General features: G+C 36.6%; 22 protein-coding genes. 16 read left to right on the top strand and 6 right to left on the bottom strand.

Translation table 11 applies throughout. The annotated features are described in order from the left end of the window. The first annotated feature begins 154 nt into the window (after window positions 1-154). Window positions 155-949 carry an SDR family oxidoreductase UcpA gene (gene ucpA, locus ACQVD9_RS03940; RefSeq protein WP_264747567.1) on the top strand — a complete coding sequence of 265 codons (795 nt, stop codon included), beginning with the start codon at window positions 155-157 and terminating at the stop codon, window positions 947-949. A 48-nt stretch (window positions 950-997) separates the two neighbouring features. On the opposite strand, the gene ACQVD9_RS03935 is transcribed toward ucpA, so the two are convergent. Genes ACQVD9_RS03935 through rsmA form a run of 3 tightly spaced genes read right to left on the bottom strand, consistent with a single transcriptional unit; the run spans window position 998 to window position 3,017 of the window. Beyond that, window positions 998-1,825 (bottom strand): symmetrical bis(5'-nucleosyl)-tetraphosphatase, encoded by an 828-nt coding sequence (locus tag ACQVD9_RS03935; RefSeq protein WP_264747566.1) that lies wholly within the window; start codon window positions 1,823-1,825, stop codon window positions 998-1,000. After that, window positions 1,825-2,205, bottom strand: a complete 381-nt coding sequence (gene apaG, locus ACQVD9_RS03930; protein ID WP_264747565.1) for a Co2+/Mg2+ efflux protein ApaG — start codon at window positions 2,203-2,205, stop codon at window positions 1,825-1,827. Before apaG ends, ACQVD9_RS03935 begins: the two co-directional genes overlap by 1 nt. A 2-nt stretch (window positions 2,206-2,207) precedes the next feature. Then, window positions 2,208-3,017, bottom strand: coding sequence for a 16S rRNA (adenine(1518)-N(6)/adenine(1519)-N(6))-dimethyltransferase RsmA (gene rsmA, locus ACQVD9_RS03925; RefSeq protein ID WP_264747564.1), 810 nt, complete (start codon window positions 3,015-3,017; stop codon window positions 2,208-2,210). Window positions 3,018-3,196: 179 nt separating this feature from the next. On the opposite strand from rsmA, the gene ACQVD9_RS03920 reads away from it, so the two are divergent. From ACQVD9_RS03920 to hpaI, 11 genes are all read left to right on the top strand, one after another. Further along, entirely contained in the window at window positions 3,197-4,015 is an 819-nt protein-coding gene (locus ACQVD9_RS03920) for a molybdenum cofactor biosynthesis F family protein (RefSeq protein WP_264747563.1), read from the top strand. 97 nt (window positions 4,016-4,112) lie between these two features. Then, the gene (locus tag ACQVD9_RS03915) at window positions 4,113-4,877 is read left to right on the top strand and encodes a tetratricopeptide repeat protein (RefSeq protein ID WP_264747562.1); all 765 of its coding nucleotides are present in this window, start codon (window positions 4,113-4,115) and stop codon (window positions 4,875-4,877) included. Between the two features lie 378 nt (window positions 4,878-5,255). After that, window positions 5,256-6,002: a fumarylacetoacetate hydrolase family protein gene (locus tag ACQVD9_RS03910; protein WP_264747561.1), complete on the top strand. Its 747-nt coding sequence runs from the start codon at window positions 5,256-5,258 to the stop codon at window positions 6,000-6,002. 12 nt (window positions 6,003-6,014) lie between these two features. After that, window positions 6,015-6,800 carry a fumarylacetoacetate hydrolase family protein gene (locus ACQVD9_RS03905; RefSeq protein ID WP_264747560.1) on the top strand — a complete coding sequence of 262 codons (786 nt, stop codon included), beginning with the start codon at window positions 6,015-6,017 and terminating at the stop codon, window positions 6,798-6,800. Then, window positions 6,800-8,260, top strand: coding sequence for a 5-carboxymethyl-2-hydroxymuconate semialdehyde dehydrogenase (gene hpaE / locus ACQVD9_RS03900; protein WP_264747559.1), 1,461 nt, complete (start codon window positions 6,800-6,802; stop codon window positions 8,258-8,260). The genes ACQVD9_RS03905 and hpaE overlap by 1 nt, the downstream gene beginning before the upstream one ends. Window positions 8,261-8,362: 102 nt before the next feature. Next, window positions 8,363-9,211 (top strand): 3,4-dihydroxyphenylacetate 2,3-dioxygenase, encoded by an 849-nt coding sequence (gene hpaD / locus ACQVD9_RS03895; protein WP_264747558.1) that lies wholly within the window; start codon window positions 8,363-8,365, stop codon window positions 9,209-9,211. A gap of 195 nt (window positions 9,212-9,406) precedes the next feature. Continuing rightward, window positions 9,407-9,793: a 5-carboxymethyl-2-hydroxymuconate Delta-isomerase gene (locus tag ACQVD9_RS03890; RefSeq protein ID WP_264747557.1), complete on the top strand. Its 387-nt coding sequence runs from the start codon at window positions 9,407-9,409 to the stop codon at window positions 9,791-9,793. Between the two features lie 79 nt (window positions 9,794-9,872). Then, a complete protein-coding gene (locus tag ACQVD9_RS03885) occupies window positions 9,873-11,171 on the top strand; it encodes an MFS transporter (RefSeq protein ID WP_264747556.1) in 1,299 nt (432 codons plus the stop codon). Between the two features lie 332 nt (window positions 11,172-11,503). Next, window positions 11,504-12,787, top strand: a complete 1,284-nt coding sequence (locus ACQVD9_RS03880) for an MFS transporter (RefSeq protein ID WP_264747555.1) — start codon at window positions 11,504-11,506, stop codon at window positions 12,785-12,787. Between the two features lie 10 nt (window positions 12,788-12,797). Then, window positions 12,798-13,601 (top strand): 2-oxo-hept-4-ene-1,7-dioate hydratase, encoded by an 804-nt coding sequence (hpaH, locus tag ACQVD9_RS03875; protein WP_264747554.1) that lies wholly within the window; start codon window positions 12,798-12,800, stop codon window positions 13,599-13,601. A 24-nt stretch (window positions 13,602-13,625) separates the two neighbouring features. Next, on the top strand, window positions 13,626-14,426 hold the full coding sequence (gene hpaI / locus ACQVD9_RS03870; protein WP_264747553.1) for a 4-hydroxy-2-oxoheptanedioate aldolase: 801 nt from the start codon (window positions 13,626-13,628) through the stop codon (window positions 14,424-14,426). Between the two features lie 175 nt (window positions 14,427-14,601). Here the strand turns inward: hpaI and ACQVD9_RS03865 are convergent, their stop codons facing one another. Continuing rightward, window positions 14,602-15,171: a YajG family lipoprotein gene (locus tag ACQVD9_RS03865; RefSeq protein ID WP_264747552.1), complete on the bottom strand. Its 570-nt coding sequence runs from the start codon at window positions 15,169-15,171 to the stop codon at window positions 14,602-14,604. Window positions 15,172-15,510: 339 nt separating this feature from the next. On the opposite strand from ACQVD9_RS03865, the gene ACQVD9_RS03860 reads away from it, so the two are divergent. Further along, window positions 15,511-16,905, top strand: a complete 1,395-nt coding sequence (locus ACQVD9_RS03860; protein WP_264747551.1) for an FAD-dependent oxidoreductase — start codon at window positions 15,511-15,513, stop codon at window positions 16,903-16,905. A 126-nt stretch (window positions 16,906-17,031) separates the two neighbouring features. Beyond that, window positions 17,032-17,649 carry a transglycosylase SLT domain-containing protein gene (locus ACQVD9_RS03855; protein WP_264747847.1) on the top strand — a complete coding sequence of 206 codons (618 nt, stop codon included), beginning with the start codon at window positions 17,032-17,034 and terminating at the stop codon, window positions 17,647-17,649. 2 nt (window positions 17,650-17,651) lie between these two features. Here the strand turns inward: ACQVD9_RS03855 and ACQVD9_RS03850 are convergent, their stop codons facing one another. Beyond that, on the bottom strand, window positions 17,652-18,836 hold the full coding sequence (locus ACQVD9_RS03850; RefSeq protein ID WP_264747550.1) for a Bcr/CflA family multidrug efflux MFS transporter: 1,185 nt from the start codon (window positions 18,834-18,836) through the stop codon (window positions 17,652-17,654). Window positions 18,837-19,081: 245 nt separating this feature from the next. On the opposite strand from ACQVD9_RS03850, the gene hpaB reads away from it, so the two are divergent. Together hpaB and hpaC are read left to right on the top strand one after the other, a co-directional pair. Beyond that, complete coding sequence (gene hpaB / locus ACQVD9_RS03845) at window positions 19,082-20,647, top strand: 4-hydroxyphenylacetate 3-monooxygenase, oxygenase component (RefSeq protein WP_264747549.1); 1,566 nt, start codon at window positions 19,082-19,084, stop codon at window positions 20,645-20,647. A gap of 75 nt (window positions 20,648-20,722) precedes the next feature. Further along, window positions 20,723-21,223, top strand: coding sequence for a 4-hydroxyphenylacetate 3-monooxygenase, reductase component (hpaC, locus tag ACQVD9_RS03840; protein WP_264747846.1), 501 nt, complete (start codon window positions 20,723-20,725; stop codon window positions 21,221-21,223). A 64-nt stretch (window positions 21,224-21,287) separates the two neighbouring features. Here the strand turns inward: hpaC and hpaA are convergent, their stop codons facing one another. After that, complete coding sequence (gene hpaA, locus ACQVD9_RS03835; RefSeq protein WP_264747548.1) at window positions 21,288-22,217, bottom strand: 4-hydroxyphenylacetate catabolism regulatory protein HpaA; 930 nt, start codon at window positions 22,215-22,217, stop codon at window positions 21,288-21,290. Window positions 22,218-22,245: the final 28 nt, after the last annotated feature.

Genomic DNA, 22,245 nt, shown 5'->3' with positions numbered 1-22,245 from the left:
ACTAACTTAGGTATAAGTTATCTTTATCAACAAATAACTTATGATTTATCACTATGGTATTACGTTATATATCACTATACTATTTTGTATCTACATATAGTCAAGCTCACTATCGACTATTATTTTATTCACCCTTAAAAATAAGGAATTCTTTATGAGTAAGTTGGCAAATAAAATTGCAGTGATTACAGGTGCGGCTATGGGTAATGGCTTAGGTACTGCACAAGTATTGGCTAAACACGGCGCTACTGTTATTTTATTAGATTATAATGAAAGTGTTATTGAAGCAGCAAATGACTTAATCCACCAAGGTTTTAAAGCCGAAGCCTATATTGTTGATATACGCAAAATTAATATACTTAAAGAAATAGCGGAAGCAGTTATTAAAAAATATCAGAAAGTGGATATTCTAGTTAACAATGCTGGGGTATGTCATATTGCTTCCTTTTTAGAAACTTCAGATGAAATCAGAGACCGTACTTTTGATATCAATATCAAGGGTACTTGGAATGTTACTCAAGCATTTTTACCTTATATGGTAAAAGCTAATTATGGCAAAATTGTAAACCTATCATCAGTAACAGGTACCATGGTTGCTGATACAGGTGAAGCAGCTTATGCCACCACCAAAGCAGCTATCTGGGGCTTTACTAAAGCCTTAGCGATGGAAGTAGCTACTAAAAATATCACCGTTAACTCGGTATGCCCAGGTTATATTGCTACACCAATGGCTGAATCCATTGCACTAGAAAGTAATCAATCTGACCCACAAAGTGTAATAAAGGGTATTGCGGCCGCTATACCAATGAAGCGCTTAGGAACTATCGAAGAGTTAGGAGATGTAGTTGCCTTTTTATCTTCTGATGAATCACGCTATATCACTGGCACACAAATTGTTATTGATGGTGGTTCAACACTTCCAGAAAGCTTTGGTGCAGTAGGCGTTTAATAGCTACTATTTAAGCCAACTGTTAGCAAAACAGTTGGCTTAAACTTATTATTTCTTCTTTCTTGGAGAGCAATGGGTAGCAAACTTTTCTTTAGTATCTACATCTATCATGGTTAGACAATTACCCCATACACACCCTGTATCTAGCGCATACACATTTGGTTCATCACATCTACCTTCTAAAGCAGCCCAATGGCCAAATATAATTTGTTGCCCAGCCATTTTGCGATTAGGGATTTCAAACCAAGGGATGTAACCTGTTGGCGCACTATCCAAACCTTCTTTACTCTTAAACTCAATAGTACCATCAGCCTTACAAAAACGCATTCTGGTTAAATAGTTGGTGATTACCCTTAGTCGCTCATGACCTGTTAAAAGCTCACTCCAATTAACAGGATCACTACCATACATATGAGTAAGAAACCCTTCTATTCTTTTATCATCTTTTAATACTGCTTCTACTTCAGCAGAACGCGCCAAACTATCTTCTAAAGTCCATAAGGGCGGAATACCCGCATGTACCATTGTTACTTTACGATCACGATCAAAATAAACTAATGGTTGCTGGCGTAACCAATTAATTAACTCCTTGGCCTCTTTAGCTTCAAGAATCTCTTTAATCGTGTCATTCTTTTTAACTTTAGCATTATCATAAAAACAGGCAATCAGATGTAAGTCATGGTTACCTAAAACAGTCACTACACTTTTACGAATACTATACAAAAATTTCAATGTTTTAAGGGACTTGGAACCACGATTTATCAAATCCCCAACACACCACAGAGTATCTACTGCTGGGTCAAAATTTACTTCTTCTAATAACATCTGTAGCGGATCATAACACCCTTGAATATCACCAATTGCATAGACAGCCATTAATTCAATACTCCAGGTGCTGCTAACCGAAAAGGTGCTATATGAGCATCAAATAACTCTCCTGTTTCAACTTGCATAGCATATTTACCGTACATACTACCTACAGGTGTTGAAAAGTTCGCACTACTGGTATATTCAAATGTTTCGCCTGCTTTAATACAAGGCTGTTGTCCCACTACACCACTACCTTTAACTTCTTTTTTATGGCCATTACCATCAGTAATAACCCACTGCCTTGATAATAAAGTGACTGTTTTATCACCTTTATTTTCAATGGAGATATGATAATCAAATAAATAATAATTATCTTGTGGGTCTGAATCCTCTACTAAATAATCAGTAAACACTGTTATCTCGATAGGATAATCAGCTAAATTCATAATTAACCCTCGCGTTGTTGATATAAAAAAAGTTGATCTGCCAATTTAACAAAATCAGCTAATGACAACTGTTCTGGTCTTAAACTACCATCAACCCCTGCTTGCTCAATAGCTTCTATTGGCAATAAACGCTTTAAGGTATTTCTAAGTGTCTTACGGCGTTGATTAAACGCTTCTCTTACAATCAATTCTAATAACTTATGGTCTTTTGCTGGATAAGGCAACGTTTTATAGGGTATTAACCTTACTATTGCAGAGTCAACCTTAGGTGCAGGTGTAAAACATTCTGGTGGAACATCAAATAAATGCTCCACCTGACAAAAATACTGCACCATTATTGTTAAACGACCCCAATCACCACCGCCTGGTTGTGCCGCCATTCTTTCCACCACTTCTTTTTGCAACATGAAGTGCATATCTTCAATAACAGTATGCTGGTTCAACAGATGAAAAATAAGCGGTGTAGAAATATTATAAGGCAAATTACCCACTACTCTTAGTTTCTCACCAGAACAAACTAAAGTGCTAAAATCAAATTTTAACGCATCACCTTGATGTATATGAAATAGTGGATTTAGGCCAAATTTTAACTTTAATAAAGGAATTAAATCTTGGTCTAATTCAATTACATCCAACCGTGCACCACTAGCTAATAAACCTTCAGTAAGGGCACCTTGACCTGGTCCAATCTCTAATAAATGCTGAGTTGCTTGTGGATGTATCGAGCGTAAAATTCGATCAATAATCCCTGCATCTTTTAAAAAATTCTGACCAAAACGTTTACGCGCACGATGTTGGAATAATTCTGACATTAATGCTTTGCCTTAAAAACTATAAATTTAGCTATGTATTGTAAGCCAAAATCCTACTAAACCCCATACTCTCTTTTTATTTAACAAGCCTCTACATAAATATTCGCCTTTTGGAGAATAGTAAACTATGCAATTTGGTTGCATATTAATAAAGCAAAGGACAAACAGAGGATACTAGAATGTATCAAATAAAAACACATGATCATTCTGTGTCAGGCAGACCAAAGGAATTTGTTTTACCTGAAGTAGCAGAATTAGAAGGACTTTTCTTTATACTATATCCCACCCATGGTGAAAGTATTGAATATCATCTAAAAAAACATCAAATCATTTGGTTTGACCCTGCGACTAAAAAGCAACAAAAAGCTGATTACAGGGCGACTTCTATTCGTGATGGTATTTATTTCATAGATTATATTTTAGATGGGCAATCTATTTCCATGATTTTAGATCTAATCAATCAAACGTTCACAGAGGTAGTTGCTCATCTATCAAGTTTACCTAATCCAAACACCTCTAAGCAAATCCAGCTTAATATAGCCACTATGGATCTCTCAATTACTCAAGGTAGTTTAGATAAACCTTATGAAAAATACCAAGATCTACACTCTCAAACTGATGAGCTAATTGGTGCTCGTTTCTTATATTACTGTGGTTTTGATACAGTTTACGAACACATATACCTTAACCAAAACTATTACACATGGCACTGTTTAGTAGGTGAAAGGACTGGGCTAGCAGATACCAACCCTTGCCATTATTATAAGATAGCAGATAAGTTGTACTTATTAATTTGGACAAGAAAAAGCTCACCTTATATGGGGCTCATGTTAATAGATACAAACTTCCTCCGTGCTGATGGAAAAGTTTATGGTTATCAAACAAGTACCGCCAATAAACAGATTAATCTCCCTATTAGCCCTTATTTTTCAATAATTAATAAACCTAATGTTCCTTATGGTATGTTATTAGAAAATATTAAAAATGACTTTTCTTAAATATATTAATTTGCTTAAGAAATAAGAGTTTGTACTTGTCATTTTCATCATAAAATCTTTAAAATTAGTTACCCTACTAATGATTAAGGATTTTTTCATGCCATTGATTGCGTTAGTGACAATTTTTTGTCAGATTCTTTGTGGCGTACATATAATGAAAACGGGGCAAGAACGTTATTGGTTATACCTTGTCATTATTTTACCAGGTCTTGGCTGCACTATTTATGCTGTTGCTGTACTAATACCAGAATTATTAGGTAGTTACAAAGGTAGACAAGTAGTTAAGGGGGTGCAAAATAAAATTGCACCTACCCGTAATTTAAAAACATTACGTAATCAGTTAACATTAAGCGATAACGTAGAATCTCGTACTAATTTAGCAGATGAGTTAGTTAACCTTAAACAATATGCTGAAGCAATTACGCACTATAAAGCTGCCTTATCAGGTATTCATTCTGAAAACCCAGAAATTTTACTGAAACTTGCTTTTGCAGAATTTGCAGAAGGTAATTATCAAGATTGCCAACACGCATTAGATTATTTAATAAAGCACAATCCAGATTTTCGTTCGCCTGAAGGGCATTTGCTTTATGCAAGAACAGTTGAAGCTATTGGTAATTTAACCAAAGCTGAAGAAGAATACAAAGTGTTAGTCAGTTATTATGCTGGACCAGATGCTTGTTTCTTTTATGCTAAATTCTTACAAAGTCAAAATCGCTTAGATGAGGCAATAGAACAATTACAGCAAGTACAAGACTATGCTCGTATAGCACCTAAATATTATAAAAATGTACATAAAGTTTGCTTATCTGAGATACGTAAACTACTTCAACAACTCCATGAAAAAATAAATACACAATAACTTATTAAGTAATGTTGATAGTAGTAACCATTTATTAATTTAATAACAAAAGACTGGACTAACGAACTATGAACTACTAATATAATTTATTACTTTATAGTTATTTTTATTTATTCTCTTTATAAAAACTTACAATAGAGAAACTAATAAAAATATATAAATTTGGCTTTGTATTATCACTAATAAATACAAAATATTCATTAACTTGCTTTAAATAACTATAAACAATAACTATTGGCGTATTAAAAATGCTAATTGAACTTTCTTTATACTAAAACTCTCCATATTAGAGTCTAGTTATATATTTAAGTAGCAAAATAAAATATACCCTTAGTTTAGCAGTAACTTAAAACAATTATAATTCCAACAGGAGAATGTATGCGTAGAGGATTTGTTAACCTAAATGGGCAACGTACCCTTGTTAATATTGATAACAACGGTAATGTTACACATAATGGTCAAACAATTACTAACCCTGAATGGTTACCTATCAGTATAGGTACAGTTTATGGTGTAGCCCTTAACTATAAAGGCTTATTAGATAGTCGCTTAGCCGAATTTAATGAACCTCCTTATAAAAATCCACCTATCAAACCAGTGTTGTTTATTAAAACGCCAAGTACTTATAACAACCATTTAGGCAATATTGTTTTTCCAAAAGGTATTGAGCGTATCCAAGCAGGACCAGCACTTGGTTTTGTAATGGCTAAAGATGCTAGTCGTGTTACTAAAGAACAAGCAATGGATTATGTAGCCGGTTTTACAGTTGTTAACGAAGTTAGCTTGCCAGAAGATAGCTACTACCGCCCTGCTGTTAAAGCTAAATGCCGTGATAGTTTCTGCCCAATGGGGCCGTGGTTAGTAGCAACAGATGCTGTTAATGCTGCTAACTTAGCAATCAGTGTCAGCATTAATGGTGAAGTTCGCCAACAAAACTCTACTGCCAATTTAGTACGTAATATCCCCCAGCTCATTGAAGAGCTCAGTGAATTTATGACTTTAAAAGCAGGTGATATTATTTTAACAGGCACTCCAGAAGGTCGTGTTGATATCAATGTAGGTGACAAAGTTGAAGTCACTATTGAAGGTATTGCTACCCTCACTAACACTGTTATCGCTGAATAAGGAGTCCTAACTATGAAATATGCTCGTATCCGCTATCAAGGTGAAAACTTTGAAGTAATGGTTGAAGAAAATAATGCTGTTCGCTTAAAAGACGGTCGCCTCTTACAAGAAACAGAAGTTGAGTGGTTACCACCTGCTACTGGTAATATGTTTGCATTAGGTTTGAACTATGCTGACCACGCTGCTGAACTTGAGTTTAAAGCGCCCACTGAACCCTTAGTATTTATTAAAGCGCCTACTACCTATACAGGTCACTTATGCCATACATGGCGCCCAGATAATGTTGACTACATGCACTATGAGTGTGAACTAGTAGCTGTGATTGGTAAAAAAGCCCGTAATGTGAGCCAAGCCGATGCTTTATCCTACTTAGCTGGCTATACCCTTTGCAATGACTATGCTATCCGTGATTTTTTAGAAAACTACTATCGTCCTAACCTACGGGTTAAAAATCGTGACTGCACTACCCCAGTAGGCCCTTATATTATTACTGCTGATGAAGTCCCAGACCCCTCTAAACTAACCTTACGCACATGGGTTAATGGTGAGTTACGCCAAGAGGGTACCACCGCAGATATGATTTTTAATGTACCTTATTTAATTGAATATCTTTCTAGTTTTATGACCTTACAACCAGGTGACATGATTGCCACAGGTACTCCAAAAGGCTTATCTGATGTTAAGCCTGGCGATAAAGTGGTTGTGGAAATGGAAGGTATTGGTAGCTTAACTAACTTTATTGTTACCGAAAAAGAATTCTTTGAAAAATATGGTACTAATGCAATTGGAGAAAAATAATGTTAAAACATTGGATTAATGGCAAAGAAGTTGAAAGTAAAGAAACCTTTATAAACTACAACCCTGCTACCATGGAAGAAATCTGCGAAGTAGCGAGTGGTGGTGAAAAAGAAGTGAATGAAGCAGTAGCTGCGGCTAAAGAAGCTTTCCCCAAATGGGCTAACACACCAGCAAAAGAACGTGCACGTTTAATGCGTAACTTAGGTGAATTAATTGATAAGAATGTGCCTAAAATTGCTGAACTAGAAACTAAAGATACGGGTTTACCCATTCACCAAACTAAAAACGTATTAATTCCACGTGCTTCCCACAACTTCAATTTCTTTGCGGAAGTTTGTACCCGTATGGATGGCCATACCTACCCAGTAGATGATCAAATGCTCAACTACACTCTCTACCAACCAGTAGGTGTATGTGGTTTGATCTCGCCTTGGAACGTACCTTTTATGACAGCCACTTGGAAAACAGCGCCATGTTTAGCCTTAGGTAACACGGCTGTTTTAAAAATGTCTGAGCTATCCCCTTTAACTGCTTATGAGTTAGGCCAATTAGCATTAGAAGCAGGCATTCCAGCAGGTGTCTTAAACGTAATTCAAGGTTATGGTGCTACAGCTGGGGCAGCCTTAGCACAACATCATGATGTACGTGCTGTATCATTTACAGGCGGTACTGCTACTGGTCGTCGCATTATGGCTTCAGCAGGTATCAAAAAATATTCTATGGAACTTGGGGGTAAGTCACCTGTATTAATTTTTGAAGATGCTGATTTAGATAGAGCATTAGATGCGGCACTATTCACTATTTTCTCGTTAAATGGCGAACGTTGTACTGCCGGTTCTCGTATCTTTATTCAAGAAAGTGTTTACGACAAATTTGTCGCTGAATTCGCTGCTCGTGCTAAACGCTTAATTGTTGGTGATCCTACTGATCCGAATACCCAAGTTGGCTCAATGATTACACAACAGCATTACGACAAAGTAACGGGCTATATCAAAATTGGTATGGATGAAGGGGCTAAATTATTAGCGGGTGGTTTAGAACGCCCTGCTAACTTACCTGCTCACCTTTCAAAAGGTCAATTTATTCAACCTACTGTATTTGCTGATGTTGATAATCAAATGCGGATTGCCCAAGAAGAAATCTTTGGTCCAGTAGTGTGTTTAATTAAGTTTAAAGATGAAGCAGAAGGCTTAAGACTAGCGAATGATGTGGAATATGGTTTGGCATCTTATATCTGGACTAATGACCTTGGCAAAGCCCATCGTGTTGCCCGTGGTATTGAAGCAGGTATGGTGTTTATTAATAGTCAAAACGTTCGTGACTTACGTCAACCTTTCGGTGGTGTTAAAGCTAGCGGAACAGGCCGTGAAGGTGGAGAATATAGCTTCGAAGTGTTCACAGAAATTAAAAATGTGTGTATTTCTATGGGTAGTCACCATATCCCTCGTTGGGGGGTTTAACAACTTTCAGTTAGGCTCACTATAGAGCCTAACTAAAACTAAATAAGTAATACTGAATAAATATAATATTTTACTGATAAAAATAATAGTTGGAGACTCAGCATGGGAAAGTTAGCATTTGCTGCAAAAGTAACGCATGTACCATCAATGTATCTTTCTGAATTACCAGGCAAAACCAATGGTTGCCGCCAAGCTGCAATTGATGGACACAAAGAAATTAGCCGCCGTTGCCGTGAACTAGGTGTTGATACCATGGTGGTATTTGATACCCATTGGTTAGTTAATAGTGGTTTTCATATTAACGCTAATGATCATTTCAAAGGCATTTACACAAGTCATGAATTACCACATTTTATTCGTGATATGGAATATGAATATTATGGTAATCCTGAACTAGCAGATATGATCGCCAGTTATGCTGTTAAAAAGAAAGTACGTGCATTATCTCATCGTATCCCCTCATTAGCACTTGAATACGGTACCCTAGTGCCTATGCGCTATATGAACTCAGATAACAAATTCAAAGTGGTTTCTATTTCTGCTTTCTGTACTTCACATGATCTAGAAGATAGTCGTGCGTTAGGTGCAGCAGTAACTGAAGCAATTCAAGAATATGATGGTACTGTTGCTATTTTGGCTAGTGGTTCTCTTTCACACCGTTTTGCTTATGACCGTATTGCAGAGAAATGCTTTGATGCTTACACTCGAGAATTCGATCATCAAGTTGACTTACAAGTAGTAGAAATGTGGAAAAAGGGTCAATGGCCTGAGTTTTGCTCGATGTTAGGTGATTATGCGGCTAGCTGCTTTGGTGAAGGTGGCATGCACGACACCGCTATGTTACTAGGTGCTTTAGGTGGTGAAAACTACAAAGGCAAAGTTGAATTTGTCACAGAACTATTTGCAAGTTCTGGTACAGGGCAAGTTAACGCCATATTCCCTGTAGCATAAACCACAAAGTCTTATAGTAAACCTGTACCCTAAAAAGTACAGGTTTTTTAACCTATAACTGTTACTATACAATTTTAGACAAAGCGAATGACTGAAGACATTACAACTAGTAAAGCAAAGTCATTCAACAACGTATAATTTTGTAGGGCAATAACTATAATAAGTCCTTTAACAAGATATGGAGAAATACTTAAAATGCCTCATTTTATCGCTGAATACTCTGCTAATTTAGAAGGTATTGCAGATTTCCCTGGCCTCTTTGAGAAAGTACATCAAGTGTTAGGTGATAGTGGTGTTTTCCCGTTGGGAGGGATTCGTAGTCGTGCTATTCGTATGGATATTTTCCGTATGGCTGATGCTAAACATGACTATGCATTTATTCATATGACCTTAAAAGCAGGTGCAGGTCGAGATTTAGAGACACGCAAAAAAGTAGCTGATCAATTATTTGCAACCATTAAACAACACTTTGCTGAGTTGCAGTCAAAACGCTTACTAGCACTCTCTTTTGAAATGGAAGAATTGAATGCTGATTTAAACTATAAACAAAATAATATCCATGCTTTTCTTGCTAACCAATAGCATGGCTCATTAACCTGTATTTACCAACATAATAAACACAATATTTAGTTTTTTATAACAACTACAAGATAACTGGATTATGAACACAAATATAAAACCTGTGAGTGACAAGGTTGTGCGCAATATCACATTGCGCTTAATTCCTTTATTGTTAATCTGCTATGTATTCGCCCATCTTGACCGAGTCAATATTGGTTTTGCTAAAGACTCTATGAGTCTTGACTTAGGGCTAACTCATACAATGTATGGGACAGGAGCAGGATTATTTTTTATCGCCTATATGTTGTTTGGTGTACCCAGCAATATGATGTTAGAAAAGTTTGGGCCTCGCCGTTGGATTGCCTTAATCATGGTAATATGGGGACTACTCTCAACCGCTACTATGTTTATCAGTAACCATGTTGAATTTTATATTCTCAGATTTTTACTGGGTGTAGCAGAAGCAGGCTTTTTTCCTGGTATTCTTATTTATATTAATCGTTGGTTTCCCTCCCGTCGTCGTGGCAAAATCACCGCCATGTTTACCCTAGCAGTTCCTCTTGCCAGCGTATTAGGCGCTCCTATTTCTGGTTGGATTATCGACTTCTTCCATGGTTCATCCGGCATGCATGGTTGGCAATGGATGTTCTTACTAGAAGGGCTACCTGTTGTGTTATTAGGCATCGTCATTATGTGCTACCTGCCAGATCATTATAAAGATGTACAATGGTTAACGGATGAAGAAAAACAGCAATTAGATTATGAACAACATCATGAGGAATCAGCAAAAGCCAATATGCCATTATTAGCCTTTATTAAAGATGCTAAATTATGGTTACTATTTGGTATCTATTTTGCTGTAATGCTTGGCATTAATGCCAATAATTTTTGGATGCCAAACTTAATTAAAAGCAGTGGTGTAGAAACTGAAACAACGGTAGGTTTACTCACCTCTTTCTGTTGGGGCTTATCTTGTATTTTTATGATTGTTACAGGTATGTCTGCTGATCGGCACAATGAGCGCCGTTGGCACTTAATAGTGCCATTACTGATGGCTGCTATTGGCTTTATTGGTACAGGACTATTTACCCATAGCACTGTGCTAGTGGTGACTTTCTTAAGTATCTCTATTATGGGTGCAGCCACTGCATTACCAATGTTTTGGCAAATTCCGCCCATGTTCTTAACCAGTAAAGATGCCATTGCAGGTATTGCTTTAGTCAGTTCACTAGGTAATCTTGCTGGATTCCTTGCACCTTACTTAATTGGTTGGGTAAAAGATATGACTGGAGGCTCACCCAGTATTGGCTTATATATTTTGGCCTTATTAATTGTTTGTGGTGCAGGTTTAGTACTGCTAATAAATCCACCACAACAGCAAGCAGCCAACACACATTAAACTTCTAAAGTGTTATTAAAAGGTCATTTAGTTAACCCGCTAAATGGCCTTTTTTATAACATTTAATTAATTGACAAAATAACTGATTCATGTCAAAGTTTTATAAATTCACTATTAATTTACTAATAAAAATAAAAGGTAATAGCTATGCAACACTTACTTTGTGAGTCCTTAAATAATCTGTTTTCAAAAAATATACTTATAAGAAATATAACGCTTGGTTTAGCAAATTAGAGTAATTATTACTACTTTATGTAGTTCTACCAAGATCAGTCATAACAATAAAACTTCATTAAATTTTTAAAATAAAAAATAATGGGAGCCATCACTGCATGAATGCACATGTCACTACGAATCATACTATTCGTACGATCACCTTACGTATAGTCCCTTTACTCCTCATCTGTTATATATTTGCTCATCTTGACCGAGTTAATATTGGTTTCGCGAAAGGTACAATGAGTATTGATCTTGGCCTCACAGATGCTATGTATGGTTTTGGGGCAGGTCTGTTTTTTATCTCTTACATGATCTTTGGCGTTCCTAGTAATATGTTGCTAGATAAATTTGGCCCAAGACGCTGGATTGCCTTTATGATGTTATTTTGGGGAATCTGCTCAACAGGCATGATGTTTGCCCAAAATAGTACGCAATTCTATGTACTACGTTTCTTATTAGGTATGGCAGAGGCTGGTTTCTTTCCTGGCATCTTAGTTTATATCAATCGTTGGTTCCCTGCTCGCTATCGTGGCAAGATCACTGCCATGTTTACCTTAGCAGTACCTATGGCCAGTATTTTTGGTGGGCCACTATCAGGTTGGATTATTCAAACTTTCCATAGTTCTGCTGGCTTGCATGGTTGGCAGTGGATGTTACTACTGGAAGGTTTACCCGTTGTTATATTAGGTGCAGTAGTGCTTGTTTGTCTTCCTGACAGCTATAAACATGTTAACTGGCTAACCCAAGACGAAAAACTACAACTTGAAAAAGAATTGCATAGTGAAGAGGGTAAAAAAGAAAGCAGTACCAACTCTCTTATAGAATTTATTAAAGAACCTAAGCTGTATATATTATTTGGCATATATTCTGCCGTAATGTTAGGAATGAATGCAGTAAACTTTTGGATGCCTGATTTGATTTCCACCACAGGTGTTGAAAATAAGACTCACGTTGGCTTATTAACTGCTATCCCTTGGATACTGGCCTGTGTATTTATGATTGCTACAGGTGCTTCAGCAGATAGAAATAATGAACGCCGGTGGCATTTGATTGTCCCATTATTCATGGTAACCTTTGGCTTTATTGGCGCTGGATTATTTACTGACAACTTAGTTATATTAATGTTGTTCCTAAGCGTCGCCACAATGGGGGTAGGTACAGCACTACCTATGTTCTGGCAAATTCCACCGGCATTTCTAAGTAACCAAAATGCAGCTGTTGGCATTGCTTTAGTCAGCTCATTAGGTAATCTGGCTTCATTCCTAGCCCCTTATTTAATTGGCTGGGTAAAAACCAACACAGGTTCCACCAGTATAGGTCTTTATATTCTGGCAATACTTATTGCTTTAGGTGCTTTACTGGTATTATTAATCCCTGCACGCTCTTTGAAACATTAAGGAAAAAATAATGATCGATAATAAATCTATTCAAGAAGCAGTAGAACGTTTAGATGAAGCTGAACGTAACAGTACTCAAATAAAACAGCTCTCTCTTCAACATCCAGATATGACCATTGAAGATGCTTATGCTATTCAACAAGCATGGGTTGAGAAAAAAATTAATGATGGCCGTAAAATGATTGGGCATAAAATTGGTTTAACTTCTCGTGCTATGCAAATGTCTTCTAATATTACAGAACCTGATTATGGTACGTTATTAGATGATATGTTATTTGAAGAAGGTACGGATATTCCACATAGTCGTTTTATCGTACCTCGTATTGAAGTTGAATTAGCTTTTATTCTTGAAAAACCATTGCGTGGGCCAAACTGTACTATTTTTGATGTATTAGATGCCACCAAATATGTAGTACCTGCCTTAGAAATTATTGATGCTCGTATTCAACGTGTTGATCCAGAAACTAAAGTAACCCGCAAAGTATTTGATACTATTTCTGACAATGCGGCAAATGCAGGTATTATTTTAGGCGGTCGCCCCATTCGACCAATGGATATAGATTTACGTTCAATCCCAGGTATTCTCTATAAAAATGGTGTGGTTGAAGAGTCAGGTGTATCTGTAGCAGTACTTAATCATCCCGCTAAAGGTGTAGCATGGCTTGCTAATAAATTATCACCTTATGGAGTAACACTTAATGCAGGAGAAATTGTATTGGGTGGTTCATTTACTCGTCCCGTTGATGCCAACCCTGGTGATACTTTCCATGTTGAATATGGTCCATTGGGCTCTATTGCATGTCGTTTTGTTTAATATCACTAAAACTAGGAAAATATAATGGAACTCCCTGTTAATCATTTTAAAAGACGCTTACAAAGCGGTGAACCAATTATTGGTTTATGGTTGGGATTAGCGAATGCCTATACAGCTGAATTAGCAGCCAATGCAGATTTTGATTGGTTATTACTAGATGGCGAACATGCACCTAATGATCTACGCACGCTACTTGAGCAATTACAGGCCATTGCCCCTTATACAAGTCAACCTGTGATTCGTCCTCGTATCGGTGATACAGCCATTATTAAACAATTACTAGATATTGGTGCGCAAACTTTATTAATTCCAATGGTTGATACGGCAGAACAAGCAGCTGAACTTGTCAAAGCCATGCACTATCCACCAAAAGGCATTCGTGGCGTAGGTAGTGCGCTAGCCCGTGCTTCTCGTTGGAATACCGTACCTGACTACTTACATAAAGCAGGTGATGAACTTTGCTTATTAGTTCAGATTGAAACAAAAGCAGGCTTAAATAACTTAGATGCTATCATCAATACTGAAGGTGTCGATGGTGTATTCATTGGTCCTGCTGATTTATCCGCTTCATTAGGGCACTTAGGCAACCCTAAACACCCTGATGTACAAAATGCTATTGAAGATGCTTTTAAACGTATAAAACGAGCAGGTAAAGCGTCTGGTATTTTAATGGCTGATAAAACATTGGCTAAACGTTATATTGAACTAGGCTGTAACTTTGTAGCTGTAGGTACTGATACTAGTATTTTTATGCAATCATTAAAAAACCTAGCTGATGAATTCAAAGGTAAAACCACTACCACACAAAGCGGTGGTGTTTACTAGATATAGCTATTATTCTACATTTTTATACGTCGTTGAATGACTTCGCCGTACTAGTTGTACTGTCTTAAGCCACTCGCCTCGTCTAAAATTGTATAGCAATAACCTATACCTCTTGTAACAAAAAAGCCATGATAGTCAGTAAGCTATCATGGCTTTTTTTATAACTATACAACCATTACATTGCGTCAGTTAAATGAGAATCTTTAAATAAACTAGTCAATGCATTGGTTAACACTTCTGCTACTAATTTATTATTAGTTTCTAAGCTAGGTGCAGAAGCAAAACTTTGTGAAACACTCGATGTATAACGCCCATTATAGGTTTTGCTAGGTGTCTGTAATTGTGAACGCAATACGGCTTTTATATCTGCCCCATTAGCCAATGAGCTATCAGTAGCCTGATAAGTAATACTATCAATAATAATATTTAATGTTATATCACCACCTGTTTGTGGTTTATATCCCATATTAGTTAATGCTTGCTCAGCTTGCTGCTGTAATTTTGGCACAATATCATTAGCTTGTAAGTTAATGTTACTGGTAGAAGCATATAATCCACCACGTGTACCTATAATCTCTGTGCTACGACTATCTGTTACTTTTACATTAACCGTTTGACCATGCCCTACCTGAGGTAAAGCCTGCGTAATTATCGGATTAGGCGTTAATTGTTGTGGGCTTAATGCACAACCTGTTAATAAACCTACTGACATTAAACACACTAATAATCCTTGCCGAAATATCATTTCAAAAGTCTCCAAGTAAACTATTCACACTTGCTGTAGTATAATCACATAACCTCTATATTACCTTAATAAAAACTATACAAAATATATTTTAATTAATTTATTGAAGATATTTTGTATAACAAATAGACCTACATAGCATTTCATCGGTATAATCTACAGCCATGTTTTTTAGAAATGGTCGTTTTAAAAAAAACAATGGATATTTTCTCGTTTTCTATTGTCAGTATAAAACGTAGTTTATTTATAAAACATCTACACAAACAAAAATTAACTATTTGCTTAGCCAGCAAGATAGTAGCTTATTAATTTACTAATAAATAAGAGTGTGACGAGCATATGAAAACGTATGACGTGCTAATCATTGGTGGTGGTGTTTCTGGTACAGCGCTGCTATATCAACTAAGCCGCTTTACAGACCTTCAAGCTATTGGTCTTTTAGAAAAGTACCCCCAAGTAGCAGCAGTTAACTCGAAAAGTTGTAACAATAGCCAAACCATTCACCAAGGCGACATAGAAACCAATTACACATTAGAAAAAGCACGTGTTACTAAACGCACTGCTTGTATGATTGTAAACTATGCCACTAAATTGCCTGCTGAAGAACGTGATAACATCATTTCAAAATACCCTAAAATGGTGTTAGGTGTAGGAAAGACAGAATGTGATTCTTTACGTGAAAGGTTTAAGACTTTTAAAGAGCTGTACCCAAATCTGAAAGAGCTAGGGCGTGAGGGAATAGCCGAAATAGAACCCAAAATTGTAGAGGGTAGACCTGAATCAGAAGAAATTTATGCACTTGGTGCTACTGATGAATATACCGCTTGTAACTACCATACCCTCTCTGAATCCTTTATTAAAAACGCCAAAAAATTCTCTGAGACTAAAAACCAAACCTGTGATGTCATGCTAGCTACGCCTGTCACTAAAATTGAAAAAGTTGGTGACATTTTCCAAGTACATACTGAAAATGCTGGTGTAATGGAAGCAAAATATATAGTAGTCGCCGCAGGTGGACACTCCTTATTATTTGCTCACCAAATGGGTTATGGTAAAGACTTTGCCTGTTTACCAATGGCTGGTTCTTACTATTTCACACCGCAACTGCTACAAGGTAAAGTATATACTGTACAAAACCCTAATTTACCATTTGCGGCAGTACATGGCGACCCTGATGTTTCAGTGCCTGGCAAAACTCGCTTTGGACCTACTGCATTAGTATTACCTGTTTTAGAACGTCATAACCTCAAAACCTTCTTAGATTTCTGGAAAGTATTTAGTTTAAGCAGTGGTGTTATGAAAGCACTGTGGAAACTACTTAAAGTTTCCGATATACGTCGTTATATCTTCCGTAACTTTATGTATGAAGTGCCTTTTTTACGTGAACGCTTATTCTTAAAAGAAATTAAGAAAATCATTCCTACATTAGAAGTTAAAGATATTACATTTGCCCGCGGCTTTGGTGGTATTCGTCCCCAAGTGATCGACAAAAAACAACAAAAACTAATGATGGGTGAAGCAAAAATTAATCCAGGTACAGGTATTGTATTTAATATGACGCCTTCACCTGGTGGTACTTCATGCCTTGGTAATGCTGAAAAAGACATGTATCTAATTGCAAACTTCTTGAACTGCAATATTGATAAACAAGCTTTTGAAGAAGAATTATTAAGTGGTGAAGTAGAACTAAGAGAAATAGATCGCCCTAGTGAAAACTCACTGGCTGAAGTTTAATCATATTTCCCCAAAAAAACCGCCTAATTGGCGGTTTTTTTATGTTTATATTCTGCATATATAGCGCTAACATGTTAAGATAATTGGCTAGTTCGAAAGATTCTAGAATGGAATGATCCCATGCCTATTGGAAAATACCTATTACCCCTTATATTATTAGTTGTTATAACTGGCTGTGCAGATCGCCCTCCTCAAAATCTTGATAATATCTGCAGTATTTATAAAGAAAAACGTCATTGGTACAAGGCTTCTTTAAATACTGAGCGTAGATGGGGCGTTCCACCACAAGTTCCTATGGCTTTTATGCACCAAGAATCAAAATTTGATGGTTCTGCTCTCCCACCACGTAAATATATTTTATGGATTATTCCTTGGGGGCGTGTATCTACCGCTTATGGTTTTGCCCAAGCACAAACAATGACATGGAATGACTATATAAAGGACACTGGTAACTCTGGCGCTAAACGTAATAATTTTGCCGATAGCATGGACTTTATTGGCTGGTATATGGATAAAACACAAAAAGTTAATGGTGTTTCTAAATGGGATGCCTATAACCAATACTTAAATTATCACGAAGGTTGGGGGGGTTATAAGCGTAAGACCTATAACAGCAAATCGTGGTTACTAGGTGTAGCACAAAAAGTAAAAACTCGCTCTAGCAACTATGGCGCACAATACAGTTCTTGCAAGGAAGAACTCATGAAACCACAAGGTTTTTGGGAATGGATACTGGGTGTATGAGTTTAATCAACCATACGCAAAGCCATAAAACCTGCAAAGCCACAAAAAGCCACCACTAATGCCATATTCATAGCACCATGGAAATGCAATAAACCTACTACAAAACTGGCAATAAAACCTAAACCAAATTGAGCAGCTACCGCTAATGCAGAAGCTGCACCTGCTTGCTTAGGATATAAAGACATTAAACAGGCAATACAATTAGCACCAACTGTTCCTGTTACAGAGACAAAACAAAATATAAATAACATTATTGACCACATGCCACCCCACTCAAAATAGGCAACTACCAATAAAAAAGCACCTGCTAAACAAGCTATTGTAGTTCCTATTCGTAAAATAGGACGAGGCCCATACTGCTTAACAAAATGACTAGCAGTAAACGTAACAATCATAATCCCTATAATATTTAAACCAAAAATCCAGCCAAAATACTGGTCTGGCACACCAAAATACTTAATAAAAACGAATGAAGAACCTGTAATATAAGCAAACATACCAGCAAAAGTCATTCCCATACATAGGATATAACCTAACGCATTTTTATTTAAAAGAATATGCCAATAGGCACTAAAAGCCTTAGCAATACTCCCTCCTCGCCGTTCTACTGGATGCGTTTCTTTAATACATAACACTGAAATAAAACATACTAAGCCAAATAAAAATAAAACTAAAAATAATGAGCGCCAACCAAACCATAACATTAAATAGCCACCTATTAAGGGTGCTATTAAAGGCGCGATCATCGTAACAACATGCATAATTGATAAGGTATGCGCTGCTTTATCTAATGGTAATAAGTCTCGTACTATTGCCCTTGCTAATACCGAAGCAGCGCCACCGCCAATAGCTTGAATAATCCGAAATAAAACTAATTGGTCTGCTGAGGCAGCCATAAAGCAAGCTAAACTGCTTAATAAATATAGGAAAATACCAATAATTAAAATAGTTTTACGACCGTACCGATCAGATAAAGGGCCATAAAACAACATACCAATACAAAAGCCTACTAAAAAGCCACTAATACTCCACTGTACTTTTGCTTGAGAGGCACCTAAGTTTTCTGCAATAGTCGGCAAACTAGGCAAATACATATCGATTGATAATGGCCCAAAAGCTACCAATGCTGCTAATAAAACTAAGAAAGGAACAGATATCCCACGTTCTAATTTAATTGAAGAAGACACTTTAAACTCCTTATTTTTATATAAATAGCAAGTGCTCTTATTTCCATCATTATTTTAATTTACCATTCTATCAGAAAAAATTAATTCAATGCGCAAGATCAATAATATTTCACATTAGATTACAAAAACTGGCTGTTTTTTATGAAAAGTACCATTTTTTCAAGGAAAAAAACATTCTTTTTAAAATTAACTCAAGGCATTATAAATAGGCAATCAAATAAAAATAAAATTGGAGTTAACAAATAATGAAAAAACCAGAAGATTATCGCGCAGATACTAAACGTCCTTTTACGGGTGCAGAATTCTTAGAAAGCTTAAGAGATGGCCGTGAAATTTATATCTATGGTGATAAGGTTGAAGATATAACCACCCATCCCGCATTTCGTAACGCTGCTGCCTCTGTAGCAAAACTATACGATGCTTTACATGATCCAGAAACAAAAGATGAATTATGCTGGGAAACAGATACAGGCAATGGCGGTTATACTCATAAATTCTTCCGTTATGCTCGTAGTCCAGAAGAGTTACGTGAACAACGTGATGCTATTGCCGCTTGGGCAAGAATGTCTTATGGTTGGATGGGTCGTACTGCTGACTATAAAGCAGCCTTTGGTGATGTATTAGGTGCAAACCCTGAGTTTTATGGTAAATTTGAACAAAATGCAAGAGATTGGTACAAGCGTATTCAAGAAAGTTGCTTATATTTAAACCATGCTATTGTTAACCCTCCTATTGATCGTAATAAACCTGTTGACCAAGTAAAAGATGTATTTGTTTCTGTTAAAAAAGAAACAGCAGAAGGTATCTATGTAAGTGGTGCAAAAGTAGTTGCAACTAACTCTGCATTAACTCACTACAACTTTATTGGACAAGGTTCTGCACAGCTATTAGGTGATAATACTGATTTCGCTCTAATGTTCTTAACACCAATGAATGCTAAAGGTGTTAAATTAATCTGCCGCCCTTCTTATGAATTAATGGCAGGTATGACAGGTTCTCCTTTCGATTACCCATTATCTAGTCGTTTTGATGAAAACGATGCAATCTTGATCTTAGATAATGTATTTATTCCATGGGAAAATGTATTTATCTACCGTGACTTTGATCTTTGTAAACGTTGGTTTGGTGAAGGTGGTTTCGGTCGCCTATTCTTAATGCAAGCAACTGTGCGTTTAGCGGTTAAATTAGACTTTTTAACAGGTGCTCTAGTTAAGGCTCTAGAATGTACGGGAGCATTAGACTTCCGTGGGGTATCAGCCCAAGTAGGTGAAGTAGTAGCATGGCGTAATATGTATTGGGCATTAACCGATGCTATGTGGTCAACGGCAGCTCCTTGGAAAAATGGTGCTTACCTACCAGGTAACGAACCAATGCATGTCTATCGTAATCTTACTTCAACAGCTTACCCAGCCATTAAGAAAATTGTTGAACAAACCGTTGCCAGTGGTCTTATTTACTTACCTTCAGGTGCGCGTGATCTTAAAAACCCTGAATTAGATAAATATTTAAGTGTTTACTGCCGTGGTTCTGCTGATATCGGCCACCAAGACCGTATTAAAATCTTAAAACTATTATGGGATGCTATTGGTAGTGAATTTGCAGGTCGCCATGAACTTTATGAGATCAACTATGCAGGTAACCAAGATGAAGTACGCTTACAGTGTTTAGCTCATGCACGTGCTTCTGGCTCAATGCAAAAAATGTTAGATCTTGTTGATAAATGTCTATCTGATTATGATCTTGATGGTTGGAAAGTTCCTCATCTGCATAATCCAGATGACTTCAATATGTTGGATAAAATCCGCCAATAGATAAGCGTTATAACAAAAACAAGCTAAGTAGTGATATACTACTTAGCTTAGAAAGGCGAAAAATAAAAAATGACTATGATAGAACTAACCCCTACTCAAAAAGCGTTTCGTAATTCAATGGCCTCTATGGCGGCAGCTGTTAATGTGATTACTACCAACGGTAAATCTGGGCGATGCGGTATTACAGCAACAGCAGTATGCTCTATTACAGATACACCACCAACAATCCTAGTGTGTATTAACCGTAATAGTGAAATGAATGCTGTCTTTAAAGAAAATGGTCACCTTTGTGTTAATGTATTATCAGCCAATCATCTTGAAGTAGCTCAACACTTTGCAGGCATGACGGGCGTTGAAATGTGTAACCGTTTTGATTTACATGATTGGCAAGAAGGGCTTCATACCCTACCTGTGTTAAATGATGCATTAGCTAGCCTACAAGGCCGTATTTCACAAATGTCTGAAGTGGGCACACATACACTATTCTTTGTGGAATTAGACGGTATTAATGTAAGAAATGATGGTGATGGCTTAACTTACTTTAACCGAGCATTCCATACTATTCCTAGAAATTAACTGATTTTTCAATTCATTGATACTAAAAAAGGTCTTTTTCTGAAGACCTTTTCATCCACCATCATTAACGCATAAAATATTGACGGTATGTCTGATTTGCCATAGTTTTACGATAGTCTTTAGGAGTTGTCCCAGATTGTCTTGTAAAAAACCGACTGAAATAAGCAGGATCCTGAAAACCCAGTAAATAGCCAATTTCCATAATGCTTTGCTCAGTGAATAATAATGAATACTTTGCTTCTTGCATCAATCGATCATGGATAAGCTGCTTAGGTGAAATATTACCAATTTGGCGGCATATCTCATTTAATTTAGCTTCTGTAATATTCATCATATTAGCATAAGCATTTAATAGCCAATGCGCTTTATAATGCTCCTCTACAAGCTCTGTAAACTGACGAAATATATGAGTAGATTCAAACTGTATTGAGTCTACAGCTGACAAATGACTTTGGTCAGCTAAACGAAATATGCTAATAAAAATTAACTTCACTAATCCCTGCAATGCTGCTGCTTGACCTATATAGTTTGCAGAACTAGCCTCTTTACGCAATCGATCTAGCAAATAATCTAAATGGTAAGCCTCCCCCATTAACTCTTGAGGCAATTTATTGATAGCCACACAAGCAGGTGTTACTTTAAAATTATTTTTTAATTCTGGAATTTCATCCAATATTGACCAAATGACTTGTTGTCGTACAGTTAATACATGCCCATCACTACCATCTTCTGTAACAAAAGAGTGGGGCACAACAGGCGGTGTAAGAAAAAATAATGGCGCTTCACCATGGTATTGATGCTCATCTAAAAATAAATGAATAACACCACTTTTAACATAATGAACTTGAAAGAAACGATCATGACGATGAGTACGCATGGTACGTCCAAAAAAGTCAGCCAAATTACCTAATACTTCATAATGGATATCAGCATCTTTATAACGCTGATCATAAGCTTGCCCTATATTAATATTAGGAATATCTTCTTTGTTCATAACCGCTGTCTGCAAATAACTAAACGAT

This window comes from Entomomonas sp. E7T21 (genome assembly GCF_058693955.1).
This window is presented reverse-complemented; position numbering and strand designations above follow the sequence as displayed.